27 protein-coding genes are annotated in these 25,132 nt (G+C 62.5%); 4 read left to right on the forward strand and 23 right to left on the reverse strand.

The window, feature by feature from the left end:
* Positions 1-12 precede the first annotated feature (12 nt).
* The gene (locus IVA79_RS23100; protein WP_247557016.1) at positions 13-1,212 is read right to left on the reverse strand and encodes a CoA transferase; all 1,200 of its coding nucleotides are present in this window, start codon (positions 1,210-1,212) and stop codon (positions 13-15) included.
* Between the two features lie 76 nt (positions 1,213-1,288).
* Positions 1,289-1,921, reverse strand: a complete 633-nt coding sequence (locus IVA79_RS23105; RefSeq protein WP_247557018.1) for a 2-hydroxychromene-2-carboxylate isomerase — start codon at positions 1,919-1,921, stop codon at positions 1,289-1,291.
* Positions 1,922-2,149: 228 nt separating this feature from the next.
* Here IVA79_RS23105 and IVA79_RS23110 point away from each other — a divergent pair, with 228 nt between their 5' ends.
* Positions 2,150-2,662 carry a helix-turn-helix domain-containing protein gene (locus tag IVA79_RS23110; RefSeq protein ID WP_247557020.1) on the forward strand — a complete coding sequence of 171 codons (513 nt, stop codon included), beginning with the start codon at positions 2,150-2,152 and terminating at the stop codon, positions 2,660-2,662.
* Between the two features lie 42 nt (positions 2,663-2,704).
* Here IVA79_RS23110 and IVA79_RS23115 read toward each other — a convergent pair whose 3' ends face one another.
* The 4 genes from IVA79_RS23115 to IVA79_RS23130 form a co-directional block, all read right to left on the reverse strand.
* Positions 2,705-4,507 (reverse strand): AMP-binding protein, encoded by a 1,803-nt coding sequence (locus IVA79_RS23115; protein ID WP_247557022.1) that lies wholly within the window; start codon positions 4,505-4,507, stop codon positions 2,705-2,707.
* 132 nt (positions 4,508-4,639) lie between these two features.
* Positions 4,640-5,839: an ABC transporter substrate-binding protein gene (locus tag IVA79_RS23120; protein ID WP_247557023.1), complete on the reverse strand. Its 1,200-nt coding sequence runs from the start codon at positions 5,837-5,839 to the stop codon at positions 4,640-4,642.
* A 444-nt stretch (positions 5,840-6,283) separates the two neighbouring features.
* Positions 6,284-6,625 (reverse strand): hypothetical protein, encoded by a 342-nt coding sequence (locus IVA79_RS23125; protein ID WP_247557025.1) that lies wholly within the window; start codon positions 6,623-6,625, stop codon positions 6,284-6,286.
* Complete coding sequence (locus IVA79_RS23130) at positions 6,622-7,539, reverse strand: SDR family NAD(P)-dependent oxidoreductase (RefSeq protein WP_247557028.1); 918 nt, start codon at positions 7,537-7,539, stop codon at positions 6,622-6,624. The genes IVA79_RS23125 and IVA79_RS23130 overlap by 4 nt, the downstream gene beginning before the upstream one ends.
* Before the next feature lie 202 nt (positions 7,540-7,741).
* Between IVA79_RS23130 and IVA79_RS23135 the strand changes: the two genes are divergently transcribed.
* Both IVA79_RS23135 and IVA79_RS23140 read left to right on the forward strand, forming a co-directional pair.
* Positions 7,742-8,209 (forward strand): MarR family winged helix-turn-helix transcriptional regulator, encoded by a 468-nt coding sequence (locus IVA79_RS23135; RefSeq protein ID WP_256465645.1) that lies wholly within the window; start codon positions 7,742-7,744, stop codon positions 8,207-8,209.
* Positions 8,210-8,580: 371 nt separating this feature from the next.
* The gene (locus tag IVA79_RS23140; RefSeq protein WP_247557032.1) at positions 8,581-8,757 is read left to right on the forward strand and encodes a hypothetical protein; all 177 of its coding nucleotides are present in this window, start codon (positions 8,581-8,583) and stop codon (positions 8,755-8,757) included.
* A 28-nt stretch (positions 8,758-8,785) separates the two neighbouring features.
* On the opposite strand, the gene IVA79_RS23145 is transcribed toward IVA79_RS23140, so the two are convergent.
* The 14 genes from IVA79_RS23145 to IVA79_RS23210 all read right to left on the reverse strand — a co-directional run bounded on the left by IVA79_RS23145 (position 8,786) and on the right by IVA79_RS23210 (position 20,806).
* Complete coding sequence (locus tag IVA79_RS23145) at positions 8,786-9,961, reverse strand: Gfo/Idh/MocA family oxidoreductase (protein ID WP_247557034.1); 1,176 nt, start codon at positions 9,959-9,961, stop codon at positions 8,786-8,788.
* Positions 9,962-9,973: 12 nt separating this feature from the next.
* Complete coding sequence (locus IVA79_RS23150; protein WP_247557036.1) at positions 9,974-11,029, reverse strand: sugar phosphate isomerase/epimerase; 1,056 nt, start codon at positions 11,027-11,029, stop codon at positions 9,974-9,976.
* A gap of 407 nt (positions 11,030-11,436) precedes the next feature.
* Entirely contained in the window at positions 11,437-12,519 is a 1,083-nt protein-coding gene (locus IVA79_RS23155) for a Gfo/Idh/MocA family oxidoreductase (protein WP_247557038.1), read from the reverse strand.
* 6 nt (positions 12,520-12,525) lie between these two features.
* On the reverse strand, positions 12,526-12,975 hold the full coding sequence (gene aroQ / locus IVA79_RS23160; protein ID WP_247557040.1) for a type II 3-dehydroquinate dehydratase: 450 nt from the start codon (positions 12,973-12,975) through the stop codon (positions 12,526-12,528).
* 14 nt (positions 12,976-12,989) lie between these two features.
* Complete coding sequence (locus tag IVA79_RS23165; protein ID WP_276577515.1) at positions 12,990-13,736, reverse strand: amino acid ABC transporter ATP-binding protein; 747 nt, start codon at positions 13,734-13,736, stop codon at positions 12,990-12,992.
* 59 nt (positions 13,737-13,795) lie between these two features.
* Positions 13,796-14,623 carry a transporter substrate-binding domain-containing protein gene (locus tag IVA79_RS23170; RefSeq protein WP_247557042.1) on the reverse strand — a complete coding sequence of 276 codons (828 nt, stop codon included), beginning with the start codon at positions 14,621-14,623 and terminating at the stop codon, positions 13,796-13,798.
* 51 nt (positions 14,624-14,674) lie between these two features.
* Positions 14,675-15,331, reverse strand: coding sequence for an amino acid ABC transporter permease (locus tag IVA79_RS23175; RefSeq protein WP_247557044.1), 657 nt, complete (start codon positions 15,329-15,331; stop codon positions 14,675-14,677).
* A 12-nt stretch (positions 15,332-15,343) separates the two neighbouring features.
* The gene (locus IVA79_RS23180; RefSeq protein WP_247557047.1) at positions 15,344-16,012 is read right to left on the reverse strand and encodes an amino acid ABC transporter permease; all 669 of its coding nucleotides are present in this window, start codon (positions 16,010-16,012) and stop codon (positions 15,344-15,346) included.
* A gap of 51 nt (positions 16,013-16,063) precedes the next feature.
* Positions 16,064-16,918, reverse strand: coding sequence for a shikimate dehydrogenase (locus tag IVA79_RS23185; RefSeq protein ID WP_247557049.1), 855 nt, complete (start codon positions 16,916-16,918; stop codon positions 16,064-16,066).
* A 14-nt stretch (positions 16,919-16,932) separates the two neighbouring features.
* Complete coding sequence (gene aroE, locus IVA79_RS23190) at positions 16,933-17,760, reverse strand: shikimate dehydrogenase (protein WP_249816128.1); 828 nt, start codon at positions 17,758-17,760, stop codon at positions 16,933-16,935.
* Between the two features lie 3 nt (positions 17,761-17,763).
* Positions 17,764-18,990, reverse strand: a complete 1,227-nt coding sequence (locus tag IVA79_RS23195) for a CoA transferase (RefSeq protein ID WP_247557052.1) — start codon at positions 18,988-18,990, stop codon at positions 17,764-17,766.
* Positions 18,987-19,457, reverse strand: coding sequence for a MaoC family dehydratase (locus IVA79_RS23200; protein ID WP_247557054.1), 471 nt, complete (start codon positions 19,455-19,457; stop codon positions 18,987-18,989). Before IVA79_RS23200 ends, IVA79_RS23195 begins: the two co-directional genes overlap by 4 nt.
* A gap of 13 nt (positions 19,458-19,470) precedes the next feature.
* On the reverse strand, positions 19,471-19,857 hold the full coding sequence (locus tag IVA79_RS23205; RefSeq protein WP_247557056.1) for a VOC family protein: 387 nt from the start codon (positions 19,855-19,857) through the stop codon (positions 19,471-19,473).
* A gap of 4 nt (positions 19,858-19,861) precedes the next feature.
* On the reverse strand, positions 19,862-20,806 hold the full coding sequence (locus IVA79_RS23210) for a ketopantoate reductase family protein (RefSeq protein ID WP_247557057.1): 945 nt from the start codon (positions 20,804-20,806) through the stop codon (positions 19,862-19,864).
* A gap of 102 nt (positions 20,807-20,908) precedes the next feature.
* Between IVA79_RS23210 and IVA79_RS23215 the strand changes: the two genes are divergently transcribed.
* Positions 20,909-21,889 carry a LysR family transcriptional regulator gene (locus IVA79_RS23215; RefSeq protein ID WP_247557059.1) on the forward strand — a complete coding sequence of 327 codons (981 nt, stop codon included), beginning with the start codon at positions 20,909-20,911 and terminating at the stop codon, positions 21,887-21,889.
* Between the two features lie 82 nt (positions 21,890-21,971).
* Here IVA79_RS23215 and IVA79_RS23220 read toward each other — a convergent pair whose 3' ends face one another.
* The 3 genes from IVA79_RS23220 to IVA79_RS23230 are packed head-to-tail and all read right to left on the reverse strand — an operon-like array spanning position 21,972 to position 25,119.
* Positions 21,972-22,739: a polysaccharide deacetylase family protein gene (locus IVA79_RS23220; RefSeq protein ID WP_247557061.1), complete on the reverse strand. Its 768-nt coding sequence runs from the start codon at positions 22,737-22,739 to the stop codon at positions 21,972-21,974.
* A complete protein-coding gene (locus IVA79_RS23225) occupies positions 22,736-23,581 on the reverse strand; it encodes a polysaccharide deacetylase family protein (protein WP_247557063.1) in 846 nt (281 codons plus the stop codon). The genes IVA79_RS23220 and IVA79_RS23225 overlap by 4 nt, the downstream gene beginning before the upstream one ends.
* Positions 23,578-25,119: an ABC transporter substrate-binding protein gene (locus tag IVA79_RS23230; RefSeq protein ID WP_247557065.1), complete on the reverse strand. Its 1,542-nt coding sequence runs from the start codon at positions 25,117-25,119 to the stop codon at positions 23,578-23,580. The genes IVA79_RS23225 and IVA79_RS23230 overlap by 4 nt, the downstream gene beginning before the upstream one ends.
* Between the last annotated feature and the right edge of the window lie 13 nt (positions 25,120-25,132).

The raw sequence follows: 25,132 nt of genomic DNA on the forward strand, positions 1-25,132 counted from the left end.
CGAAAGGCCGGACTAGATGGCCACGCGCAGGGCGCGCTCGGCGATCATCTTGTCGATGGCGCCGTCGTCATATCCGAGATCGCGCAGGACCTCACGCGAGTGCTCGCCGACCCGGGGCGCCGGCCCGCCGATCGCGGCCTGGTTGACCTCGAAGCGGGCTGCGGGCTTTGGCTGCCGCACCCGGCCAACCTTCGGCTGATCGAACTCAGCAATGAGGCCGCGCGCGACGACCTGTTCATTGTGGATGATTTCGCCCCGACGCAGGATCGGCGCGCAAGGCACGTCCGCCGCATCCAGGCGCTCCAGCCACTCGGCTGTCGTGTGCTGGCTGATGTATTCCGCCATCTTGTTGATCCGCGCGGTGGCATTGACCGAACGCGCGGCCGGCGTTGCAAAGCGAGCATCGTTGGCGAGCTCGGGATCGCCGCAAGCGCGGCAAAATCCCTGCCATTCGGAATCGGAGATGGTGCCCGCGGTGATGTAGCCGTCGCTGGTCTTGAACACCAGGTCCGGCCGATCATTCGGATCGGCGGCGGCCGCCTCGGCGCCAACCACGGTGTACTGCATCATGCCTTCCGGCCAGAGATAGGAGATCATCGCATCCAGCATCGCCACCTGGATGTGGTCGCCCTGCCCCGTCTTCTCGCGCGCATACAGCGCCGCCGCCACCGCCTGCGCGGTGAACACCGCGGTCGTCTTGTCACAGACGATGGTGCGGATCATTTGCGGCCGGTTCGTCACCGGCTGCGACTGGATATCCGCGAAGCCCGACAGCCCCTGAACGATGGGATCGTAGACCCGCTTCTTGACATAGGGGCCGGTATCGCCGACCCCGCTGATCGAGACGTAGATCAGGCGCGGATGGCGCTGGCGCAATTCCTGAACGCCGAGGCCGAGACGTTCCATGGTACCTGGCCGGAAATTCTGCACCAGGACATCGGCCTGCGCGACCAGCCGGGTGAGCACCTCGCGCCCCGAAGCACTCTTGACGTCGATCGACAGCGAGCGCTTGCCGCGGTTCGAGGAGATGAACAGCGCGGAGAACTCACCCTCCTTGTCGATGGTGGCACGGCTGCGGCGCGTAATGTCGCCGCCAATCGGCTCGATCTTCAGCACGTCGGCGCCCTGATCCGCCAGAAACATGGTCGCGAACGGGCCCGACACCACGCCGGTCAAATCGAGCACGCGAACGCCGTGAAGTGGGCCGGGCATGGGCATTCTCCCTGATCTTACTTTTATTCTGGGGCCGAGCGTGGCTTTCGCCACTCGAGCCGGACAATAGGCGCGGTCAGGCCGTCTTGGGAACGGGTTGTCTGGTTTGCTCGACGATGGATTCCTCGACGTCGCGGATCTGGTCCTTGCCGAAGAACATTTCCTTTCCAACGAAGAAGGTCGGAGAGCCGAATGCTCCTCGGCTGACGGCGTCGGTGGTTAGATCGATCAGCCGCTTCTTGACGTCATCCTGCTGTGCGCGTGCCATCAGCCGATCGATATCGATGCCGGAGGAGACGAACGCGTTGCGGAAGATTTCGACATCGTCCATTTTCTTGGGCTCTTCCCACATGTGATGATAGGCGGCGCGAAAATATGGCTCGAACATGCCCTCGAACTGGGCGGCGACGGCACCGCGCATCAGCATCAAGGTGTTGACCGGAAAGAACGGATTCTGGCGAAATTTCGTGATGTTGTGGCGTCGGATGAACCGCTGGGTCTCCAGCGCCTGGTATTCCGGCTTGTTCTTTATTCCGCGCAGCGATTCGAACGGCGACATGTTGCCGGTCGCCTTGTAGATGCCGCCGAGCAGAACCGGGACGTAGGTGAACTTCACGCCGGTCCGCTGCTCGATGCCGGGAATGGCGACTTCCGCCAGATAGGCGTTCGGACTGCCGAAATCGAACTGGAATTCAACCTTCAAGGTCATCGCGCTTCTCCCGGAGATCGTATGGCGGGCACCGGCGATCCACTCGCCAGCCTCATTCCCGCTACCTTATAGTTCTAAAATAGAACTGTCAAATGTGCCTGCAGTCCGCGGGTTTCCCCTGCCTTGAGGGGGATTGTTTGGCAATTAGTACCTATCTAGAATGCAAGGGCCGCGCCGGCCTCCGCGAAGATTCGGAACGGCCCATGCTGGCACGACTGGAGTATGTGAATGAAGTGGAACGAACTCGAGGAAGAGCCGTGCTCGATGGCCCGAACCATCGGCGTGATCGGCGATCGCTGGACGCTTCTGATCCTGCGCGAGTGCTTCCTGCGCACGCGCCGCTTCGAAGGATTCCAGTCGGCGCTGGGAATCACACGGCACTTGCTGGCCGAGCGGCTGAAAAAACTGGTTCGGCAGGGCATCCTGCGCCGCATTCCCTATCAGGAATCGCCCAAGCGCCACGAATATATCCTGACTCAGAAGGGCCTCGACCTCTATCCGATCATGATGGCGATCGTGCATTGGGGTGACACTCATATGGTCGACGAGCGCGGCCGCCCCTTGCTGCACCAGCACCGCAAATGCGGAAAAGACTTCGATCCGGTCATGGTGTGCTCCGAATGCGGCGAGCCGCTGTCCGCCAAGGAGGTTCATACTCACCCAGGGCCGGGCGCCCGCGGCCTCCCGGAGAGAAGCGCGCCGGAGCCAAGGAAGACGAAGGCACGCTCACGCGCCGCTTGAGGCGGAAGCGCGCCGCATGCTGCCGCAACACTGGACTCGCTGTTACACCAAGACCACATCGCGACAAGGTTCGCTCGCGTAGAGACGCTCAACCTGCTCGGAGCGAACTTTCAGCACAGCACGTTGGTTGACGTAGGCCTTGTCGGTGATCTCTCCTGCAGCCATTGATGGCGGATCCTTCAGCAGAGCGAAGGAACAGATTTTTTCGCTGCTTCCGACGGTCTCGTTGTATTCCTGAAAGCGGTCTTTCAGAAATTGAATCACGAGGGGATCGCAGGTCAAATCCGCGCCCGGCACCTTCGAGATCCGGGCCGCTTCGGTCGGATTCAGCCAGCAGAGCAGCCCGCACGTTTCGCGGTTTTCGCCCGCAATGACGATGTCGAGCAAAACGCCCCGGGTCGCAGCCAGGACGGCCGCGCGCATATTGCCGATCGCGACCCAGGTGCCGTTCGCAAGTTTGAAGTTCTCGGAGATTCTGCCGGTAAAGCGAAGACCCCGCTCCGGTTTCTGCGGATCCAGAAACGAGACGGTATCGCCGATGCGATAGAAGCCCTCTTCATCGAAAGCCTTTTCCGTCAACTCCGGTTGGCCGAGATATCCAGGTGTGACGTTGGGTCCCTTGACCCTGACCTCGTAAGTATCGGTAACGGGAATCAGCTTGAGCTGAAGTCCCGGCGCGGGAAGACCAATCTCCCCCGGCTGATCCGTTGCCCAGTGGGTCGTGCTGATCGTCGGCGCGGTTTCGGTCGTGCCGTAGCCCGACATCACCGGAATTGACCGTCCCGTGATCGACGATGTCAGCCGGTACAGATTTTCAAGCGTGCCTTGCGAAATTGCAGCTCCGGCGTAGCTCAAACGATCCATCCGCTTGAACACGCTGACGCCGAGGTCGGGGTCCTTCTCGATCGCATCGCACAGGAGATTGTAGCCGGCCGGGACATTGAACATCGCGGTCGGCGAAATCTCCCTGAGATTGGCAATCGTTTTGTGAAACAGCTGCGGCATCGGCCGGCCATCGTCGATATAGAGCGTCCCGCCGTTCTTCAGGATGCTGTGAAGGATGACATTGCTGCCCATCGTATGGTGCCAGGGCAGCCATTCGACCTGCACCGGCGCAGCCGGAGGTGACACGAGCAGGCTCCCCATTTTCAGGGAGCTTGCCATCATCCGGTGGGTGTTGAGCACGCCTTTGGGAAAGCCGGTCGAACCGGACGTGAACAGGATCTTGGCGACCGCGTCGCAAGGCACCTCACGGGATGCGCGCACGAATCCGTCGCTCCCGGTCCGATCGGTCAGAACCTTGAAAGGAACTGTGTCCGGCGCGCCATCGACGCTGATCCAGGTCGCGGTTGCCAATTCGGGAATGGCACGGCCGGCAGAAAAGTCGCGGCCGCTTTGAACGAACACGAAGCTCGGGCGCAGCACTTCCGCGATGTCCTTGAGGCGAGCAAGACCCCCGGGCATCAGGGTGTAGTTTGGCGATATCGGCGCCAGAACGACCCCGATCGACATTGCCGCAAACGAGATCACCGCGTTCTCGATCGAGTTTCCAGACAGGACCGCAAGCTTGTCGGCCGGCTTTGCGCCCATGTCGATCAGGCTTTGGCCGGCGGCCTGAACCTGCGACCATGCCTCACCATAGGTGATCTCGTCCCATCCGCCCTTCGCGTTGCGTTGCGCCAGAAAAATTCGGTCCGGAACGCCTTCGGCCCAGCGTGGAAGATAATCGGTGATGCGCCAATCGCACGGCTCCCACTCGAGGGGAGAGCTCAAGATAAGCGTGCCATCCGCTCGACGCTCGATGGAAACCTCACGCGGTGCAAACGTCAGTGCCGTCGTCGACATCGAAAATGATCTCCCGAATTGCTGAAAGGCGACCGCACGCGGTGCATTCTTGTAGTCCCACCGGCGGCCTGCCGGCACAGAGCAAGGTCGGACGCAGCTCACGCCGCGTCCGCCACTCCAGCTGTCGCGGATTCATTCAGACCTGGCGTCCAACACCTCGCTGAAGGCTTCCCAGGTCGAGCCGGTCCACCGCTGCAGCCGCATCTGCGTCCAGATCATGTTCTCGGTTTCGCTGGTGTTCACCTTGATCCCGGGCAACGCGGTCGGGACGATGAAGTCCCTGAGGTTCTTGGCCTGCGCCAGAACGTTCTTGCGGGACAGATCATTGCCGCATTGTTTCAGGATCTGCTCGAGCAGGATGCCTTGCTGATACCCGGTGAGATAGCTGCCGTTGGTGATATCGACGCCCGGCAGATACTTGTCGAGAAACGCCCGATAGGCCTGCATGGCGGGATCGTCTTTCCAGTTGGGATCCACGACATCCTTGTTGATCGTGCCGACGATCACGCCTACCGATTTGTCGAGGCCAGCCGGCGCGAGCGTGCCGCCGACCGAACCGGACGGAAAGTTGATGATCACGGTGGCTTTCCAGCCGATCACAGAAGCTTGCCGGATCGCCTGCGCGGCGAATTTCGGCGTCCCCGCGATCATCAGGGCCTCGGCACCGGAGCTTTTGAGAGTCGTGATCTGCGAATCGACGGTCGGCTCCGTGACTTCATAGGACGCGCTGACGACCTTTCGATCGAAGTCCTTGCCGAGAAAGGCCTTGAAGGCGCTGACGTAATCTTTGCCGAGATCGTCGTTCTGATAGAGGATCGCGTATTTGGCGTTTGGCAGCGTCTTGGTCAGATATTTCGCGTAGATTTTTCCTTCGGTGTCGTAGCTGACGAGGCCCGTCGTCGTCAGCGGATAACTGGCGACGTCCGTGAACTTGGACGAGCCGCTGATGATGGCGATGCTGGGCACGCCTTTCGCCCTCAGGTATTTTGCCGTGGCCGAAAGGCCGGGCGTGCCGAGCTGACCGAACATGAACGCCACTTCGTCGCTCTCGACCAGCTTGCGGACGTGCTCCACCGCTTTCGGAGGGCTGTAGGCATCGTCATAGGCGATGTAGTTGATCTTGCGGCCGTTGATGCCGCCGCGGTCGTTCATCGATTGAATGTAGGCGGTCAGGCCCTTGCCGACGAGACCGATCGATGATGCCGGTCCGCTGAACGGAAACACCCCGCCGATCTTGATCTCGGTCGCGGTAACGCCGGGCTCGTCAGCCGCGAGCGCCGGACTGCTCAAAAGCATAGCCAGAGCCGCAAGGCTCTTCCACTTCGCCAACATGGCTCGTCCTCCCTGATGCGCACCCATCCGGGCACGTCATTGTGTTTTGTCGCGTCACCCGGCTGCTCACCCGGCATCGTGCCGCGCGAACTGCGCGCCTCGCTGTCCATTGTGATTGGCCAGCGCGGTGAGTCCTGCGGCCGTTGAGCTCGGCCGTCTCGTTCGTGAACCTACAGTTCTTTTTCAGAACTAGTCAAGCGCGCAGATGCGATCGGTCGACGCGGGAGCCGCGCTTGCCTGGGCTCCGTAAGCCGTGCCGCAATTGGCTCAAGGATAGGAATAGCCGGGCGCAAAACACCATCAGCCGGGAATTCCGCGGGAGAAAGGCAGGGCGCGGAGCACTCGAGCGTCTTAATTCTATTATTGGACTTACTCGATTTTCCCACGGTCGGGCGGGCGCAAGCATTGGAGCGCGAACAGTCACGCAGCCGCTGGAGCCGCATCTCAAATCATCGTGCCCCGCATGAAGCAGCGGACCCGGGGGTGGCCGTCGATATAGTATTTCCACACCATGGTCCGCCCGGTCTTGTTCGGCTGCGTGACCACGGCGCCATCAGGCACCGTCACCCACTCGCCATCGATGCGCACCCGGTAGTGCCCGTGGTCGGATTCCCAATCGATGTCGGCGACAATGTATCCATCGGCGTCCGAGCAGCATGGCCCCAATTCGCTGGACAGGCTCTCGAACCATTCCTTCAGCGGTGAATTGGCATAGCGCCCATCGTCGCGCGCCGGCGCAGACGTCGCGAGCATGATCAGGGCCAATGACAATCCGATGCGCGTCATGGCTGAGATTCCTGGCTCGCAGCCTTGTACATCGCGGCGTGCCGAAGGACGAAGTCGTAGACGCTGAGCGGCGGCGTGCCGGTGACTTTCTCCACATCCGACGTCAAGCGGTCATAGCGGTTCTGCTGCTTGAGAAGGGCCATTGTGGAGAGATGGGCTAGTGCATGCGGTGACAACCTCCCACTATCCTCGAGCTGCCTGCGCCAAGGTTGCCAAGGCACGTTCACGTAGGTGATCGGATGACCGAGAGCCCTGGAGAACTCTTCAGCAACCCCATTCATGTCCTGCGACCGCGGCCCGGTGAGTTCGTAGATCTTGCCGATGTGCCGGCCGGGGTCTTCGAGGATCGCAGCGATCACCCGCGCGACGTCTTCGCTCGCAATCGGCGAGGTCTTTCCGTCGCCGAAGGGCAGCCGAATCTGACGATGGTCACGGATTGAACTCGCCGACAGCAGGAGGAAGAACGTATCCAGGAAGGAGGTCGGGCGGACGTGCACAACTGGCAGCCCGGACCAGTTCAGCGCCTGCTCCGCCAGCCAGTGCAGCTTCTGCTGTGGGCTGTCGGTGGTCGCGTTGATGCCCATTTGCGACACCGTCATCTGCGAGATGTTCACGAACGCACTCACATTGTGGTGCTTCGCCACGGCGGCGGCATTGACCGTCGCTTCGAGATACGACGCCGACACCGTCATTGCGAAGTAGATCCTCTGGCAACCTTCGATCGCGCGATGCATCGCGTGCAGGTCGAGAAGATCGCCGACGACGACCTCGATTCCGAGTTCGGCGAGCTTGGCCGATCGGGCGTCCTCGTTGCGAACGAGGGCCCTCACCTTGGATCCCCGTCGGATCAGCAGCTCGCAGACCGCATGACCGACGGTTCCCGCGGCACCGGTGATCAAGACGCGAGATTCCATGTCGTCCTCCTCCGGCTGTGCCGGCGACCTGAGCGGCTGCTGAAAGCCCGGATCGTCGCTTCATCCGAAAAATAGGGGCATATCAAACTATCTTGGATATATCGCAGGAAGCCCCGGCGCGCAACGCTTCCTCGCGCGCGGTTTTGGAACTATCGACAGCAAGCGGAAGCCGTGTGATATCTTGGGTTTGAGAGGGGTATCGATGCCGAGAGCAGCAGCAAAATCATCCGACCTGGTCGATGACCCAGCGCGCTGTAACTGCAACCAGGTCCGCCGCGCAGCCAGGCGCCTCTCTCGGTATTATGATCTCGCGCTGTCCTCGAGCGGACTCAAATCGACGCAATATAGTCTGTTGAGTTATCTCGTGACCTCGGGGCCGATGACGATGGCCCGGCTCGCCAAGCTGATGTCGATGGATCGTGCGACCACGGGGCACAACCTGAGGCCGCTCGTGCGTGACGGTTTCGTTGAGATTTCAGTCGGCAAAGACGACCGGCGGGAGCGCATCGTCACCGTCACAAAGCAGGGACATAAGACGCATGCTCGAGCCCTGACTGCATGGCGGCGCGCGCAGACAGCCTTTGAGAAAGCCATGGGCGAACGGGAAGCCGCCGATCTGCGCGATTTGATGAACCGGATCGTCGACGTCCCTCTTCCCCGCCCTGAGTAGATCGCACGATGCAATGTGGCGCGGCATCGAGCTGGCCGGGCGCACGCACTCGTCGCGCAGCGTGCGGCGTACGACCACAAAGAACGCCGCGCGCAACGCCCTTTAGTCTACGGCTGGACGTGAAAGAAGCCTGCATCAACAGGGTTTGAATGGTGGGCGCACCAGGGCTCGAACCTGGGACCCGCTGATTAAGAGACACGCTGCCAGCGTTGATTTTTCAGGAGAAATTTTCCAACTGAGTCAAAAGCCGGTCATTGGAGATCAATGGCTTACAAAGGGAGATCCAACCACAAGAGCGCTTGGTTCGTGCTCGCTCGTCACGGCCGGCAGGTCGGCGCCACAGCGCCTTGCCTTGGACATTGAACTCGGACGTGCCTTTCTTCGCAGAACAGTCCGGCCCTTTAGCTTGCGGGCTTGAATTCCGGCTGCGCTTCCTTGTCAGCCATCGCCTCGATTTGCTCGACGAAGTCCTGGCGCTTCTTCCGGTCCTTGGCATCAATTTCGAAGCGGCAAAGCGATCCCATGGAAAGGGTACGTCGATGGCCTGACCGAGCGCCTCATGACAGACGCGAGCCGCTACGTGATCCGAACCCAGGTGCCTTTGCATGCCGAGGACGTTACAGCAGCATCGATGAACTTCACGCCTGCCAAGCCGTCCTCAACGGTCGGGAAGATGACTTCGGGATCGGGCTTCTCACCGGTTCTTGCGGCGCGAATGGCGCGCGCTGCCTCGGCATAAATGGTTGCGAAACCTTCAAGGTAGCCCTCAGGGTGACCGGAAGGCACGCGGGTGACACGGGCCGCTTCGCTCAAGACACCAGCGCCGCCGCGGGTTAGCAGTTGCCTGGGCCGGCCGTACGGGGTGAACCAGAGCTGGTTCGGATTCTCCTGCACCCATTCGAGACCGCCCTTGCTGCCGTAGACGCGCAGCGTGAGGTCGTTCTCGTTGCCGACGGCGACCTGACTCGCCCACAGCATGCCCTTGGCGCCCCCCTTCCACTTGAGAAGAATCTGAACATCATCATCGAGGCGCCGGCCCTCGACGAATGTCGACAGTTGGGCGAGCAGTTCGTCGAGCTCAAGGCCAGTGACAAAACAGGCGAGATTATAGGCGTGGGTGCCGATGTCGCCGATGCACCCGCCGGCGCCGGACCGGGCCGGGTCGGTGCGCCATGCCGCCTGTTTGTGGTCGCTCGCCTCCAATCGCTCCGTCAGCCAGTCCTGGAGATATTCGGCCTGGACCAGCCGGATCTCGCCTAGCTCCCCGTTCACGATCATGGCCCGGGCCTGCCGGACCATGGGATAGCCCGTGTAGTTGTGCGTCACCACGAAAACCCTGCCCGTCTTCCCGACCAAGGCCACGAGCTCCTCGGCCTCTGCGACGGTCGTCGTCAGTGGCTTGTCGCAAATGACGTGAATTCCGGCTTCCAGGAAGACTTTCGCGACCGGACTGTGCATGTGGTTGGGCGTCACGATCGAGACCGCTTCGATGCCGTCCGCTCGCGCGGCTTCGGCCTTGGCCATCTCCTCGAAGGAGCCATAGGCACGGTCGTCGGCGATGCCGAGCTCCTTCGCCGAGGCTTTGGCTCGGACCGGATCCGATGCGAGCGCGCCGGCCACAAGTTCGAACTGGTCGTCGATGCGAGCGGCAATGCGGTGGACGGCGCCTATGAAGGCTCCCCGGCCGCCGCCGACCATGCCGAGTCGGATACGACCGCGATTGCCGGCTTCGTTGCTTGCTTCGATCGTCATTCTTCTCCTCCCTCAGGAGATGCCGAGCATCTTGCGGTTCGCTGCGTCGTCGGTGCCGGCGCCCGCGAAATCGTCGAAGGCTTTCTCCGTAACGCGGATGATATGGCTCTTGATGAACTCGGCCCCCTCGCGCGCGCCTTGCTCCGGATGCTTCAGCGCACACTCCCACTCGAGCACCGCCCAGCTGTCGTAATCGTATTGCGTGAGCTTGGAGAAGATGGCGCCGAAATCGACCTGACCGTCGCCGAGCGATCGAAAGCGGCCGGCACGGTCGACCCAACTCTGGAACCCGCCATAGACGCCCTGGCGGCCGGTCGGATTGAACTCGGCATCCTTGACGTGGAATGCCTTGATGCGCTGGTGGTAGATGTCGATGTAGTCGAGATAGTCGAGCTGCTGCAGCACGAAGTGCGAGGGGTCGTAGAGCAGGTTCGCGCGCTTGTGACCGTTAACCCGCTCGAGAAACATCTCATAGGAGATGCCGTCGTGAAGGTCCTCGCCCGGGTGGATCTCATAGGCGAGGTCGACGCCGTGCTCATCAGCAAAATCGAGGATCGGCCGCCAGCGCCTGGCGAGCTCGTCGAAAGCGGTCTCGACGAGACCGGCAGGACGCTGCGGCCAGGGATAGACATAGGGCCAGGCGAGCGCACCGGAGAAGGTCGCTTGTGCCGTGATCCCGAGCCGCCTGGAGGCCAGGATTGCGCGCTTGACCTGGTCGACGGCCCACTCAGTCCGGGCCTTGGCGTTGCCACGCACCTCCGGCACGGCGAAGCCGTCGAATGCCGCGTCATAGGCCGGGTGAACGGCAACGAGCTGGCCCTGGAGATGGGTCGAGAGCTCGGTGATCGTAAGCCCGTGGCGAGCCGCTACGCCCTTCACCTCGTCGGCATAGTCCTGCGATTCCGAGGCCATTTTCAGGTCGAAGAGTCGCCCATCCCAGCTCGGAATCTGGATCCCCGCGTAGCCGAGCGAAGCCGCCCATCCGCAGATCTTGTCGAAGGAGTTGAACGGCGCCGCGTCGGCCGCGAACTGGGCGAGGAATATCGCCGGTCCCTTGATCATCTTCATCGCATGCGTCCTTATACGCGGAATGCGCCACGCGGCGCAGCCGCTGAGCTACCTATCCCACCAAAACGCGTCTCGCCGCGCTTGTTTCCAGACGAGATCTTCGAACATACCCACTTCGAACATTACCCACGGGGCTGACGCGTCCCGCCTCACGGCGTTTCGGCGCCCCGCATTGGCCACTGTAAATTATCGTGTCTCACTGCAGGGGTGCAGTCCAGTGCGCTCGATTATCTCGACTGCACGCGCAGTCTCAAAGATTTAGTGCGGTCTACCGGACTTGATGATGTGATCTGCTTCGCACCAGGGATCGAACCTGGGACCCGCTGATTGAGAGATAGCGACGGGTTGAGGACAATCACTGGTCGCACCACCGCTTATCCGGCTCCAAATGGGCATTCGTCGCACGATCATAGTGCTTCGTTGCACTTCCTATTAGTGGGGCCTTTATGGTCCGCCCAAAACGACACGAGATCTCCGGTTTCCGTTGCGCGCTTGATTGCGTCAATCACTTCGAGGGTTTTGAGACCTTCGCGCGCGCTTACCACAGGAGTGGCGATACCGCGAATAACCGCACAGAAATTGGCAATCTGTAGGCCAAGCGGGTCTGCCTTCTCGTATCTCAGCCGCTCGCGCTCTATCGGCGCCCACCAGCTGGCCTTGCTTGAATGATGCCAAAGATCGAGTTGCGGAATAGACAGCGATGCCCTCGTGCCGCCGATCTGGTAACAAGTCTCCTGCGTATGACTGTACGCCGGGTTCTCACCAGCCGTGAATTCCCAACTCCAAGGCGACTGGATGGTGTCGGAGACATTGACCGTTCCCAGCGCACCGGAGACGAAGTGCAGGATGATTACCGCTGTCTCTTCAACGGCATTTCCACGCAGTCGATTGGATTGGGCAGCCTGTACCGCCACGATTTCCCCGCACAGGTACCGCAGCAGGTCGACATCGTGGATGAGATTCAAGAAGACCGGCCCCGCTCCCTTTTCGCGACGCCAGGCTACATCGAAATAATCGTCCGGCTTGATCAGCCAGAACATGCCGTGCACCGACACGATCGGCCCGAGCCGGCCGCTGTCGATCTCCGCCTTGGCGCGCTGGATCATCGGGTTGTGGCGGCGATGATGGCCGGTGAGCAGCGGCACGCCCGCTCGCTCGGAAGCTTCGACCAGGGTCTGCGCGGCGACGACGTCATCCGCTAGCGGTTTCTCGATGAGCGCCGGGATGCGGGCCGCGATACAATCCATTCCGTTGGCCACATGCATCTGATTGGGAGTAGCGACGACCACGCCCTCCGGCCGATTTTCGGACAGCATGTCCTGAAAGGACGGAAACCAGCCCACCTCCAGCGAAACCGCCAACTCACGTGCCGCAGGCGCCGGATCGACGATCGACGACAGCATCGCCTCCGGCCGCGCGAGAATGTGTTCGATGTGTCGCTTGCCGATGAGGCCCGCTCCCATCACCGACAGGCGGACTGGCGCGCTCATACAATGCTATCCCTTGTTCTCATTAAGCAGTTTGGCCACACGACGCAAGCCTAGCAGATAACCCTGGGTGCCGAAGCCCGCGATGACTCCATCAGCTCGCTTGGAGACAAACGAATGGTGGCGGAACTCCTCGCGCTTGTGCACATTGGAAATATGCACCTCGATCACCGTCCCCTCGAACGTGTTTAGAGCATCAAGGATGGCGACGGACGTATGGGTGAAAGCGGCGGGATTCATCACGATACCGGCAGCCGTCTCGCGCGCCTCGTGGATCCAGTCGATCAGCTCGTATTCTCTGTTGGATTGATGGAAGCGAATCTCCAGGCCAAGCTCCTCGGCCAGACTTCGACAATCCCGCTCCACATCCGCAAGCGTCTCGTAGCCATAGATGTGGGGCTGGCGCTTGCCGAGCAAATTGAGATTCGGCCCGTTCAGGACGTAGACAAGACGACTCATGGAAGAAACTCCGTTCAGTGATGGGCGAGGATCTCGCCAAGGAACTGCTTGGTGCGGGCGTGCTGTGGACTGCGGAAGAAAGCATCGGGCGCGCCTTCTTCGATAATCTGTCCGTCAGCCATGAAGATGACCCGGTCGGCAACTTGGCGGGCAAAGCCCATCTCGTGGGTGACGCAGATCATGGTCATACCGTCGTTGGCGAGGCCGATCATCGTATCGAGCACCTCCTTGACCATTTCCGGATCGAGGGCCGAGGTCGGCTCGTCAAACAGCATCACCTTGGGCTGCATGCAGAGCGCGCGCGCGATCGCGACGCGCTGTTGCTGACCGCCCGAAAGCTGAGCCGGATATTTTTCGGCCTGATCGCCGATGCGCACCCGCTCGAGGTATTTTCGCGCGGCCGCCTCCGCCTCACTCTTGCTGGCGCGGCGCGCGCGAATAGGCGCGAGCGTACAGTTCTGCAGCACTGTCATGTGCGGAAAGAGGTTGAAGCTCTGAAAGACCATGCCGACGTCCTGGCGTACGACATCGATGGCCTTGATGCTGTCGTCGAGCCGATGGCCGTTCACCACGATGCTCCCCTGCTGGATCGCCTCCAGGCGGTTGATGCAGCGGATCAGCGTCGATTTGCCCGAGCCGGACGGACCGCAGAGCACGATCTTTTCGCCCTTGCGTACGGTGAGATCGACATCGCGAAGGGCCTGGTACCCGCCGTACCATTTCTGCACGCCCTTCATTTCAATCAGGATCTGGTCTTGCATGCTGGTCTCCGCTGCCCGACGGCGGCCGACGCGGATCGCGCGTCGGCCGCCCGCAGTGCCTACTGGACGGTGAAGGGAACGCCGGGAACCGCGTCGGGGAAGGTCGGCACGGGCACCTTCATCCACTTGGCATAGAAGGCCGGCAGTTTGCCGTTAGACTTGATCTCGTCGATGAACTTGTTGGCCGTCTCGTTCCACTCCTTGTCTCCGAGGCGGGTGCAGGCGCCGTTGTACAGAGCGGTGAAGTGAAGCTTGGGCTCGAACCCAAGTTCGGGCTTTGCGGCATTCAGACGCTGCGGGTAGAAGCTGTTTGCGCCGACGGCCTGCACCTGACCGGAGAGCAGCGCTTGGATGGTGGCCGCGTCATCGTCGAACCTGCGAATCTCGGTGCCCGCTGGAGCGCTGTTGGTGACCTGGGTGTCCTGCGTGGAAGACCGGGGAACGCCGATGACGTACTTGCCCATGTCGGCAGTGCTGCTGATCGGCGTTGCCTGGGCAGCGACAAGCGTGATCTCGTTGGCAACATACGGCTTGGAATATTGCACCGCCTTGGCGCGCTCCGGCAGCATCGCCATGGTTGCGAACAGAATGTCGACGCGCCCCGTGGTCAGCGCCGGAATCCGATTGGCCACCGCCAGCGGGACGAACTCGGCCTTTACTCCGAGATATTCGGCGAAGGCGCGCCCCATGTCGGCATCGATGCCATCCTGCTTTCCCGAGCTATCGACATAGCCCCAAGGAGGATTGTCGCCCTGAATGCCGATGACGACGACGCCCTTCTTCTTGACGTCTTCCAGAGTGCCCGCCTGCGTTTCGGCAGAGACAGCGATGGCCCCCAGAGTCAAAAGCGCAACGCCGAGCTGACGACGACTGAGTGAAAACAACATGAAATTCCTCCTCCTGGTGATGGCTGTATTGATTGAGCAGGTGCGCCGTTCCTACCTTTGACTCGCCAGGGCGAGCCTGGCTTCCATCCGACTGCCCCACCACGAGAGTGGCCAGCAGAGGATGAAGTACATTGCGCCGACCACACCGAAGACGAGCAACGGCTGGAAGGTCTGGTTCGATACGATTTGACCGGCGCGAGCGAGCTCGATGAAGCCGACGATGGCGGCGAGCGAAGTGCCCTTGATGAGCTGCACGAGATAGCCGATCGTGGCCGGCAGCGAGATGCGGATCGCCTGTGGCAGCACGATATCGCGCATGCGGGACGAATAGTGCAGTCCAAGCGCCATCGCCGCCTCGGTCTGGCCGCGCGGCACCGCCTGGATCGCGCCCCGCCAGATCTCGCCAAGGAAGGCGGAGGCATTGACTGTGAAACCGATCGCCACCGCGACGAAGGCGTCGAGCTTCAGCCCGGTCAGCGCCAATCCGTAGTACACGACGAATAGCTGCAGCAGCAGCGGCGTGCCCTGGAATACCCCGATGTAGATGCGGGTGATCCATTCCACGCCCTTGTGACCACAGGTGCGCAGCAATGCGACGGCCAGGCCTGCCGTGCAACCGCCCACAAATGCGACCAGCGTCAGCAGCACCGTCCATTGCAGCCCACGCAGCAGGAAGCCGAACTCGGGAAGACCAAAATGCGGTGCCATGATCTCCCCCCTTCAGCGTGTCGGATATGAGAAGAAGCGGTGAGAGACGACCGCAAAGCCCAGCATCAACAGCCAGGAGATCGCGAGGTAGAGGAAGGTGACCGAGAAGTAGACCTCGAAGCTGCGGAACGTGTCGCTTTCGATGCGCTGTGCAACCGACGTCAATTCGTAGGCCGACACCGCCGAACAGATCGACGAGGTCAGGGTCAGCATGATGAACTGGCCCGTGAGCGAGGGGTAGATCGCGCGAAGCGCGGGCTTGAGCACGATGAAGCGGAATACCTGGCCTTTGTGCAGGCCGAGCGCGTAGCCGGCTTCGACCTGTCCCTTGTGAATGGATTGCACTCCGCCGCGGATGATTTCGATGGCGTAGGCGCCGCCATTGACACCCAGCGCGATGATGGCGGTGGCAGTCGGATTGAGCTTCAATCCGATCAGCGGCAGGGCGAAGAACAGAAAGAAGATCTGCACCAGGAAAGGGGTGTTGCGCACGACCTCGACGAAGCCGATCACGAGAGCACGCAACCAGGCCGCTTTCGAATCGCGTGCCGCGACGCCGGCGACACCGATCATCATCGCGAGCGTCATGCCGGCAAGTGCCAGGCCCAACGTGCCCACGCAGCCCCACAGCAGCGCGGGCATGGCATGCCAAACCACCGAGAAATCGAGCGTATAGCCCATCTTGCGTTTCCTCTCGGGCGTTGTGCGTGCCGCTCGCCCATCGGCCGGGTGTCACCCTCCCAGGGAGGCAAAAGTGGCGAAGAAGACGTCTGGATCGGGCGAAATGCCCGTGAACAGGCGGAATGCTTCGGTGCCCTGGAAGATCGCCATGCCGCCACCGTCGACGGTACGGCAGCCGAGGGCGCGCGCCGCGCGCAGCAGTGCGGTTTCCAGCGGGAAATAGACGATCTCGGCGACCCACAGATCGCGACGCAGCAAGACCGTCGGCAGCGGCGTGCCCGGATATTTGTCCATGCCGATCGGCGTTGCGTTGACGATTCCGTCTGCGGCAGCCACGGCCGTTGCAACGTCCTGGCCGGCCCTCAGGCGCCCCCCTTCAAATCGGGGGGACAATCCGTCCACCACGCTCTGCGCCTTGGCCAGGTCCACGTCGACAATAGTCAACTCCTGCACGCCAAGTTTCATCAGCGCAAAAGCGACTGCCGCGCCGGCGCCGCCCGCGCCGAATTGCACGACCCGACCGAGTGATGCACCTTGCATGTTGCGGCGAAAATTCTCGGCGAAGCCGAACCAGTCGGTGTTGTGGCCGGTCATTCGACCGTTCCTGATGACCACGGTGTTCACGGCACCAAGCGCCTGCGCCTCAGGCGCAAGCTCGTCCAATAGGGGAAGGATGGCCTGCTTGCAGGGATGGGTCACGTTCAACCCGTCAAAGCCCATCCGCCTTGCTGCCGTGAGCAATTCCGGCAACGCCTCCACACCGAGCTTCAACTCCGCTAGGTCGATCTTCTTGTAGAGATAGCGGATGCCGACGGCGTCAGCGGCCGCTTCGTGCATGGGCGGCGTGCGGGACGCAGCGATGCCGCTGCCGATCAGGCCGACGAGAAAGCGGGGCTTGGGATACATGCTCGGCATCGCCGTCAGCTCAATGGGACGGTCAGTTCGGCGATGACCTGAGCCGTGCTCGGTCGAACGCCGCGCCACCAGGCAAAAGCTTCCGCCGCCTGCTCAACCAGCATGCCGACGCCGTCGGCCAGCTTGGCGACGCCTTCGGCGCGGGCCGCTTGCAGAAAGGGAGTCAATCCTTTGCCATAGGCGAGTTCGTACGCCAGCTCCGCACCGCGGAAGACATTGCCTGGAAGCGGCGGCATTTCACCGCGCAGGCTGGCCGAGGTCGCGTTGACAACGACGTCGTAGCCCTCGGCAAGATCGGCCAGCTCGGCATAGCCGCTGACGATCAGGGGACCACAACCGGCAAACTCTTCAGCCAATGCCACCGCCTTCGACAGCGTTCGGTTGACGAGAACCAGCTCGGACGGCTCCTGGCGCAGGAACGGCAGCAGCGCGCCGCGCGCTGCTCCTCCAGCGCCAAGTATCAGGACGCGCCGGCCGGCCATTTTGACGCCGAGATTGACGGTGATGTCACGCACGAGGCCGATCCCGTCGAAATTCTCGGCAATGATCCGATCGCCCTCGAACTTCAGGCAGTTTGCGGCGCCTGCTCGTTTGGCGCTCTCCGAAAGCTCGCTTGCATAGGCGAATGCATCGAGCTTGAACGGAGCGGTGATGTTCAGCCCCTTGGCGCCCTCTGTCCGGAATTGATCCACCCGTTCGTTGAAGCCGTTAAGCGGTCCCTCGATCGCCTCATAGACAAGGTCCTGTCCCGTCATTCGGGCGAAAGTGCCATGGATGAGGGGTGATTTGCTGAAGCCGATCGGATTGCCGATCACCGCATAGCGATCGCTCATGGCTCACTCCTGCACGGCAGCTTCGTTGTAGAGGACGCCGTCGCGCACCATGGCGTCGACGAGCTCGGCCGACAGTCCGAGCGAGCCGGCAATGCGGCGGTTGTCCTGGCCGAGCAGTGGTGCCGGAGCATGCACCGTGGTGTCGCAGTTGGAGAAGCGGAACGGCAAGTTCGGCAGCGTCACCCTGCCGAGTACGGGATGCTCCTGCTCGACCAGCATACCACGCGCGTGGATCTGCGGGTCCTTCACCACCTCTTCGATGGTCTGCACGGGGGCGGACGGCACACCTGCTTCGTCGAGTGCCGCGAGGCAGGCATCCCGGGATGGTTGCGACAGCGTCCAGTTGCGCACAATCTCCATCGCCTCGGCATAATGGGCGTTGCGCGCGGCGGGCGTGGTGAAGCGTTCGTCGGACGCCAACGGGCCTCCCCCAATCAGCATCGCCAATCGCCGCCACGCGTCGTCGACTTGCGCAGCGATGACGAGATTGCCGTCCCGGGCCGGAAAGATTCCGTAGACGGTCGAGTCCGGCTGTCCGCTGCCGGTCTGCTTCGGCAGATCGGTGCCGCCGGAGAGGAAGTAGCGCTGCACCGCATAGTCGTGCATCGAGACCATGCAGTCGTACAGCGCCAGATCGATATGCTGGCCGCGCCCGGACGACGCGCGGCCGACCAGCGCTGCATTGATGGCAGCCACGCCGTGAATGCCCGTGTACATGTCGGCCAGCGGCATCCGCAGCAGGGGCGGCGCTTCGCCGGGATTGCCCAGTTGCGCCAGGGCGCCCGACATCGCCTCCGCGATCAGGCCGAATCCCGGACGGTCGGCATAGGGACCGGTGTGGCCATAGGCGGAGACCGAGCAGTAAATCAGTCCGGGATTCCGCGCCGACAGCGCCTTGTAGCCGAGCCCGAGACGGTCGAGCGCGCCAGGGCGGTAGTTCTCAATGAAGACATCGGCCGTGTCGACCAGCTTCATCATCATGTCGAGGCCACGTTTGTCGCGCAGATCGATACACAGGCCCTGCTTTCCCATGTTCTGCTGCAGGAAGTAGCCGGATTGTCCGTCCTTGAAATAGCCATGGGCGCGACCCGCATCGCCTGCCTTCGGACGCTCCACCTTGATGACCTCGGCGCCCATCGCCGCGAGGCACCGGCCCATGAACGGGCCTGCCAGGAAATGGCTGTAGTCGATGACGCGAATGCCTCTCAGCGGCAGATCTTGGCCCGTCATGCCTGCTCTCCCGCCGCCTTGGTCGTCGGCCGCATCGGAATCATCAGCCGATGCTCGCCGAGTTGCACCACTTCGCCGCGCTGATTGATCAGCTCCGAGGGCAGCACCACGATGCCCCACCCTTCCCGCTTCGTGGCGCGCATTGAACCGACGCGGAACCTCACATGCACGGTGTCGCCGAGCTTGATCGGCAGCTTGAAATCCCACGTCCAGCCCAGCGACATTCCCGGAAGAAAGCGGTAGTCGGCTCGAGTCTTCAAACCGTCGGCGAGCGACAGACCGAACAGCCCGTGCGCGACGCGCGTGCCGAAGGGTGTGGTCTTGGCGTAGTCCTCGTCGACATGCACAGGCGTGAAATCACCCGTCAGTTCGGCATAGGCATTCACCATCGTTTCAGTGACCGTCACCGAGGGGGTGACGCATTCGTCGCCGACCTTGGCATCGTTCCAGTAGCGCTCATCGGTCATGTCGCGTCTTCCTCTAGGCACGTGGATTGATCGCCAGGGCCGCTTCCACGGCGCCTGCGCTGGCTTGCAGGATTTCGACGTTGAGCCCACCCGGCAGCTCGAGCCAGTTCGGCCCCGCAGGCAACGCCTTGGCGCCCCACGCGGCGGCACGGGCGAGCACACCTTCGTAATCGTCCACCATGATGCCCAGATGGGCGAGGCGCCCCTCGGGTCCGACAAAACTCGCATCCTCGATCAGTTGCACGCTTCCGAGCACCCATACCTGCCGCGGGCGTGCGCCGTCGGCGGGTTGCTCGTCGCGAATGGCGAGACCCAGCACCTCACGAAAGAAGCCGACGTGATGATCGACATCCGGCACGCGGATCGCGACGTGTTCGACATAGGCGCGTGGCAACGACATCGGCTCAGGCCTTTCCTGGATAATCGCTGCGGGCATATTCGAGCCCTTTCACCAACGCGACGAGGGTCGAGTTGACGGGGGTCGGCACGTTGAGCTTGGCGCCCCAACGCACGACGGAGCCGTGAATGTAATCAACCTCGGTCAGATTGCCGGACTGCAGGCTCTGCAACATCGACGTCTTGAACTCGGGCGGCAGTCCAGCAGATGCCATCGTCCAGGCGCGGCGCGGATCTGCAATGGAGATCTTCACGCCGGCCGCCTGCGCGACCGCGATGCCCTCCGAGATCGCGGCCAGCGCGCAATCTTCCAGGATCGGCAGCGAATAGAGGCCGCCGTAAGTCAGCCCGGTAACGGCGGTAATCCCTCCTCCGGCGACGTTGATGAACAACTTGTCCCACATCGTGCCCAGGATGTTGTCGCTGAGCAGCGTGAGAATGCCGGCACGATTGAACGTCTCGGAAATCCGCTGTGCGCGGTCCGTCAAGCGTCCGTCAAGTTCGCCGATGATGGTTTCCTTGCCGATGATCCCGGATCGAACATGACCAGGGCCGAGCAGCACGCCGCCAACGTAGGTCTTACCTGCCATCACCCGGTCACGGCCGACTTCCTCCGAGAGGATGTCCTCGTGACCAAGACCGTTCTGAAGCGACATCACGATCGTCTGCGGCCCGATGATCGGCGCTGCCGCCCGGATCGCATCCCGCGTGTGATAGGATTTGACGAGGACGATGACGAGGTCCGCCACGATGCCGACCTGGTCCGCGGAGGTGCAGGCAGAGACCTTCACGACGGTCTCGGCGTCACCTTCGAGCATCCGCAGACCGGCAGCATTGATCGCGTCGACATGAGCCTGAAACGGATCGATCAACCAGACCTCGGCACCGCCTCGTGCCAACGTGCCGCCGATGGTCGAGCCCAGGGCTCCTGCTCCGATAAAGCAGATCCTCATCCGAACGCTTCTCCCTCGCCCATTTTGGCGTTGGAAGCGTGCTAGCAGGCTGCCCGGTATTTGGATATGCTATGACCCTTATATCCATTATTGCAGATCGCAATGAAGCACCGGGACCCCTCTGAGACGAACCTGCTGGAGCCGCGCCTGCTCCGGCTGTTTGACGCACTGTTCTCCACGGGCAGTGTCACCAAGGCAGCCGAGAAGCTCGGTCAAAGTCAGCCGACCATTTCAATCTGGCTGGCGCGCCTGCGAAAGGAACTGGACGATCCGCTGTTCATCCGGTCGGCGGAGGGAATGCTGCCGACTCCGCGCGCCGAGGCTCTGATCGGCACGGCCAGACAGGCGTTGGAGATGCTGCGTCGTCTGGCGGAGCTTCGCCCTGAGTTTGATCCGGCGACTGCAAAGCGCCGCTTCATCATCTGCATGACGGATGCCAGCCACATCACGCTCCTTCCGGCCATCCTCGCCTACGTGCGTCGCGTTGCGCCGGGCATCCGCATTGAGGCGGCGCAGATCGGCGGCGATACCCCAGGGATGCTGCAGTCCGGCGAGGCCGATCTGGCGCTCGGCTACATCTCGGACCTCGACGCCGGGCACTTCCAACAGGCACTCTTTCCACAGGATTGGGTCTGCCTGGCGAACGCAAAACATGCCCGGATCCGCGGCAGCATCACCGCAAAGGATTTCAGGCGTGAGGCCCACGTCCTCATTCGCTCCGGCACCGGACATCTCTTGCTCGGGGACGCGCTACGGGAGCAGCGGATGGTCCTTGACGTCGCGCTTGAGCTACCGGGCTTCTTGGGGTTACCCGCAATCGTCGGGACGACTGACCTGATCGCCACCCTTCCAAGACACATTGGCGAAACGTTGGCTCATTACTACGGACTGCGCGTGCTCGATTGCCCGCTGGCGATCGCCGGCTTCACGGTGAAGCAATATTGGCACGCCCGCTTCCATCACGACCCGGCAAACCAATGGTTGCGTGATTTATGCGGGGAGCTTTTTCAACAGCAGGACGTGCGGGGCCTGCATCGTTCCGGTCGGCCAAGGAAACGAAGGCCACGCGATTTGCAGCCGTGAGCAGCGCCTTCGTGACCGGTCCCATTTCCCCGGGTCGCCCGGATCTCGTGAGAACGATGCTGCAAGCCTCTGCTCTACGATTTCAAATCGTACGATCCGCCATCTCCTCGCAGGTAAGAAACGAGATACGGGGTAGATCTCGTAGCCACGACAAGAGCCTGTCCAGCGCCGCGATCCGGCTCGCCCGTGCGCTGCCATAGTCGCTGCGCGGATGCAGCGTCAGCGTGATCAGGCAACGCTCGCGATGCATCGCCTCGATCTCCTCGCGCCACATCCTCATGACGCGATCATGGGTCTGGCGCTGACCATAGAGCGTCGCGTCGATCAGGATCTCCGCATGCGGCACCTCGACCATGCCGCGGCCGCCATCGGCATCGAGCCGGTACGGATGGTCGTCGTCCTGGAAGCTCGAATCATAGCGGTAGCCGAGATCGGCCAGGTGCCCGAGCGTGCGTTCCGTCAGGCGGCCATGCGGGGCCCGGAAGCCGCGCGGCGCGCGGCCGACGATCCGCGACAGCGCCCGATGCGTGCGCCCCAGCAGCGCCCGCTCGTCGATGCCGGCCGCGTCCATCTCTTCCATCGCCCAGCCGTGCGCGGCGATCTCATGACCGCGGCCGGCGAGCGCGGCGATGTAGGCGGGATTGGCCTCCGCCTCCGCGCCGGGAACGAACACGGTGGATTTGATGCCGTGGCGGTCGAGCAGCCCGAACAGTCGCTCGCAGCCGACTGCATAGGCGTATTTTCCGTAGGAGGCGCGGCCGAACAGGGCATCCTCGCCTAGCTGGGTCCGCTCGACTGTCTTGCCCTGAAGGTTGACGGTCACGACAACGGGAACGGTTGGCTTGCTCATTGTCCGCTCCAGTCCCGCCGCCAATCGGACGGATTCCTCAGGCACCATTCCGCCAGTTCCAGCATACCGACGAAGCGCACGCCCTCGTGACGCTTGGCGTAGTTAATCAGCCCTTCGACCGCCGCGACGCGCGCGGGCGGGCCGGAGCCGTAGCCGACGCGCGGATGGAAGGTCAGATTGTAATAGCCGCCCTCGGCGTAGATGGCGTCGAACTCCTGCTCCCAATGCGTCAACACTTCCGACGGCGGCGTGTAGCTGACGCGGTAGAACGGAAAATCATCGAGGCTCGACGTGTTGTTGGGCAGGCAGACATAGTCGCTCCGCTCCTCGCCGTCGTAGCGCGCGAGATAAGGCAGATCGAAATCCTTATCGCTGGAATCATAGACGTAGCCCAGCTCGCGCAGCTTGCGCAGCGTGCGCGCCGTCTTGTGTCCGGATGGCGAGCGCCATCCCCTTGGCGCAATGCCGGTGATCTCGGTGAGCAGCCGGTGCGTACGCTCCAGCAGCTTCGGCTCGGCATCACCGGGATCGACGCCCTCGTGAAAATAGCCGTGCGAGCCGATCTCGATGCCGGACCGCGAGATGTCGCGGACGAGATCGGGGCTCTCCTCGGCGTCATAGCCGGAGACGTAGAACGTCCAGGGCACGTTGTGACGCGCAAACATGTCGACGAAGCGCGGGATGCCGCATTTGGCGGAATAGCGGCCGTGGGAGCGCGCCCCGAGCGGCAGCTGGCCGCGGCCGCGTTCGAGCGAGGTGCCGTCGAAATCGAGCGTGAGGCCGACGACGCAGCGCGCGCCGTCCGGCCAGGCATGTTGCCTGCGCTGGGCAAGGGTGATCATCTGACAACCTCGACGTTCCAGAAACGCGGTTTGCGGCCGGCCCACGGCGCATAGCCGCGCACTTTGGGCGACACCGCTGAGACGTTGACGCCGGAGCTCCACACGATCATCGGCGCATCATCGACGAACAGCTTGTGGAGCGCATCGAACAGCGGCTGGCGCGCCTCCGGCGCGGGTGTCTCCATCAGCTTAGCCAGCAGCGCGATCGCATCGCTGTTGCCCCAGACACGATCCGGCTGCACGGCCTTGTCACCGATGAAGCGGTCGAGGCCGAACGCGGGATCGAGATAGGGCGTGTAGTTCCAGACCATCAGCTGATAGTCACCCTTGTTGTAGCGGCTGAGCTGGGCCGCGAACTCGACGACCTCGACTGTGAGGTTGAGGCCCGCCTGCTGCGCCATCGCCTGCACCAGCACCGCGACGTCGTTCATCACCGGGAACCGTGAATTCGTGGTGATCCTGATCGGCTCGCCCTTGTAGCCCGCCTCGGCCAGCAGCTTCTTCGCGCGCGCAATGTCGAGGCTTTGGCCAGACTGCTCCACCGCGCCGTAATAGCGGCTTGAGAGCGGCACCAGAGACGTGCCCGGCTTCGCATAGCCGTCGGTCAGACTGTCGCTCATACTGGAGTAATCGAGCGAGGCCGTGATCGCCTCGCGGATGCGCTTGTCCTTGAGCAGCGGATCATTCGTCTGCATGACGATCGCATTCAGCGAAGCGACCGGAGCCGAAGCGATCACGAGGCCCGCCGACTTCAGCTCGCTGGCGAATTTCGGATCCATCGAGGGCCAGAGATCGAGATTGCCGGACTGGATCGCGGCCTTCGCTGCCGCCGGATCGGGAACAATCGAAAGCTTGACGCGATCGACCTTGGGCAGCTTGGCTCCAGTGAGCCCGTCGGCCGGCTCGCTGCGCGCCGTATAGTTTTCGTTACGGATGAGCTCGATGAACTGGCCGCGGCGCCATTCGGCAAGCTTGAAGGGGCCGGTGCCGATCGCCTTCTGCCAATTCCCGTCGGGTCCGACCGAGTCCGGATGTGCAATGCCGGTGCCGTCGCAATCAGCCCGCGCCATCGCACTGAGGAAGGCGCCGCTCGGCTCTGCAAGCCGGAAGACGACCTGCTCCGGCGACGGCGCCGTGATCTCGACAATCTTGATCTTGCGCGTGCCGTCGAAATTGGTCCGGCACGGCCAGGCCGATTTCGGATCGAGGAAGCGCTCCCAGGTCCACGCCACCTCGCGCGAGGTCAGCGGCGCACCGTTGTGGAAGGTCACGCCCTCGCGTAGCGTAAAGGTGTAGGCGCGCCCGTCCGCCGACGTCTCGAACGCCCTGGCCAGCATCGGGGCGACGGTGCCGTCGGCGCGCCAGGCGACGAGGCCTTCATAGATCTGCTGCAGCACGAGGCCGGTGTTGTCGTCAGGGCTGTTGCCGGGCATCAGACCGCGGATGTCAGTGGTCACCATGCTGCGCAGGACGCTCTCGGCACGGGCCGCGGACAGCGACGTAAGGACCAGACACAACGCAACGACAAACCGTTTCATACGCAAGATCCCG

The organism is Bradyrhizobium sp. 138 (genome assembly GCF_023074075.1).
Taxonomy (GTDB): Bacteria; Pseudomonadota; Alphaproteobacteria; order Rhizobiales; family Xanthobacteraceae; genus Bradyrhizobium.

Bases quoted from the DNA above. Each gene is read 5' to 3' on its own strand.
- IVA79_RS23115 (WP_247557022.1), bottom strand. From the start codon at position 4,507: ATGTCGACGACGGCACTGACGTTTGCACCGCGTGAGGTTTCCATCGAG.
- IVA79_RS23145 (WP_247557034.1), bottom strand. From the start codon at position 9,961: ATGACGATCGAAGCAAGCAACGAAGCCGGCAATCGCGGTCGTATCCGA.
- aroQ (WP_247557040.1), bottom strand. From the start codon at position 12,975: ATGAGTCGTCTTGTCTACGTCCTGAACGGGCCGAATCTCAATTTGCTC.
- IVA79_RS23165 (WP_276577515.1), bottom strand. From the start codon at position 13,736: ATGCAAGACCAGATCCTGATTGAAATGAAGGGCGTGCAGAAATGGTAC.
- IVA79_RS23100 (WP_247557016.1), bottom strand. From the start codon at position 1,212: ATGCCCGGCCCACTTCACGGCGTTCGCGTGCTCGATTTGACCGGCGTG.
- IVA79_RS23205 (WP_247557056.1), bottom strand. From the start codon at position 19,857: ATGTCGTTGCCACGCGCCTATGTCGAACACGTCGCGATCCGCGTGCCG.
- IVA79_RS23110 (WP_247557020.1), top strand. From the start codon at position 2,150: ATGAAGTGGAACGAACTCGAGGAAGAGCCGTGCTCGATGGCCCGAACC.
- aroE (WP_249816128.1), bottom strand. From the start codon at position 17,760: ATGAGCGATCGCTATGCGGTGATCGGCAATCCGATCGGCTTCAGCAAA.
- IVA79_RS23225 (WP_247557063.1), bottom strand. From the start codon at position 23,581: ATGATCACCCTTGCCCAGCGCAGGCAACATGCCTGGCCGGACGGCGCG.
- IVA79_RS23155 (WP_247557038.1), bottom strand. From the start codon at position 12,519: ATGAGCGCGCCAGTCCGCCTGTCGGTGATGGGAGCGGGCCTCATCGGC.
- IVA79_RS23180 (WP_247557047.1), bottom strand. From the start codon at position 16,012: ATGGGCTATACGCTCGATTTCTCGGTGGTTTGGCATGCCATGCCCGCG.
- IVA79_RS23120 (WP_247557023.1), bottom strand. From the start codon at position 5,839: ATGTTGGCGAAGTGGAAGAGCCTTGCGGCTCTGGCTATGCTTTTGAGC.
- IVA79_RS23185 (WP_247557049.1), bottom strand. From the start codon at position 16,918: ATGTATCCCAAGCCCCGCTTTCTCGTCGGCCTGATCGGCAGCGGCATC.
- IVA79_RS23130 (WP_247557028.1), bottom strand. From the start codon at position 7,539: ATGGAATCTCGCGTCTTGATCACCGGTGCCGCGGGAACCGTCGGTCAT.
- IVA79_RS23220 (WP_247557061.1), bottom strand. From the start codon at position 22,739: ATGAGCAAGCCAACCGTTCCCGTTGTCGTGACCGTCAACCTTCAGGGC.
- IVA79_RS23125 (WP_247557025.1), bottom strand. From the start codon at position 6,625: ATGACGCGCATCGGATTGTCATTGGCCCTGATCATGCTCGCGACGTCT.
- IVA79_RS23210 (WP_247557057.1), bottom strand. From the start codon at position 20,806: ATGAGGATCTGCTTTATCGGAGCAGGAGCCCTGGGCTCGACCATCGGC.
- IVA79_RS23175 (WP_247557044.1), bottom strand. From the start codon at position 15,331: ATGGCACCGCATTTTGGTCTTCCCGAGTTCGGCTTCCTGCTGCGTGGG.
- IVA79_RS23105 (WP_247557018.1), bottom strand. From the start codon at position 1,921: ATGACCTTGAAGGTTGAATTCCAGTTCGATTTCGGCAGTCCGAACGCC.
- IVA79_RS23195 (WP_247557052.1), bottom strand. From the start codon at position 18,990: ATGACGGGCCAAGATCTGCCGCTGAGAGGCATTCGCGTCATCGACTAC.
- IVA79_RS23215 (WP_247557059.1), top strand. From the start codon at position 20,909: ATGAAGCACCGGGACCCCTCTGAGACGAACCTGCTGGAGCCGCGCCTG.
- IVA79_RS23135 (WP_256465645.1), top strand. From the start codon at position 7,742: ATGCCGAGAGCAGCAGCAAAATCATCCGACCTGGTCGATGACCCAGCG.
- IVA79_RS23150 (WP_247557036.1), bottom strand. From the start codon at position 11,029: ATGAAGATGATCAAGGGACCGGCGATATTCCTCGCCCAGTTCGCGGCC.
- IVA79_RS23200 (WP_247557054.1), bottom strand. From the start codon at position 19,457: ATGACCGATGAGCGCTACTGGAACGATGCCAAGGTCGGCGACGAATGC.
- IVA79_RS23230 (WP_247557065.1), bottom strand. From the start codon at position 25,119: ATGAAACGGTTTGTCGTTGCGTTGTGTCTGGTCCTTACGTCGCTGTCC.
- IVA79_RS23170 (WP_247557042.1), bottom strand. From the start codon at position 14,623: ATGTTGTTTTCACTCAGTCGTCGTCAGCTCGGCGTTGCGCTTTTGACT.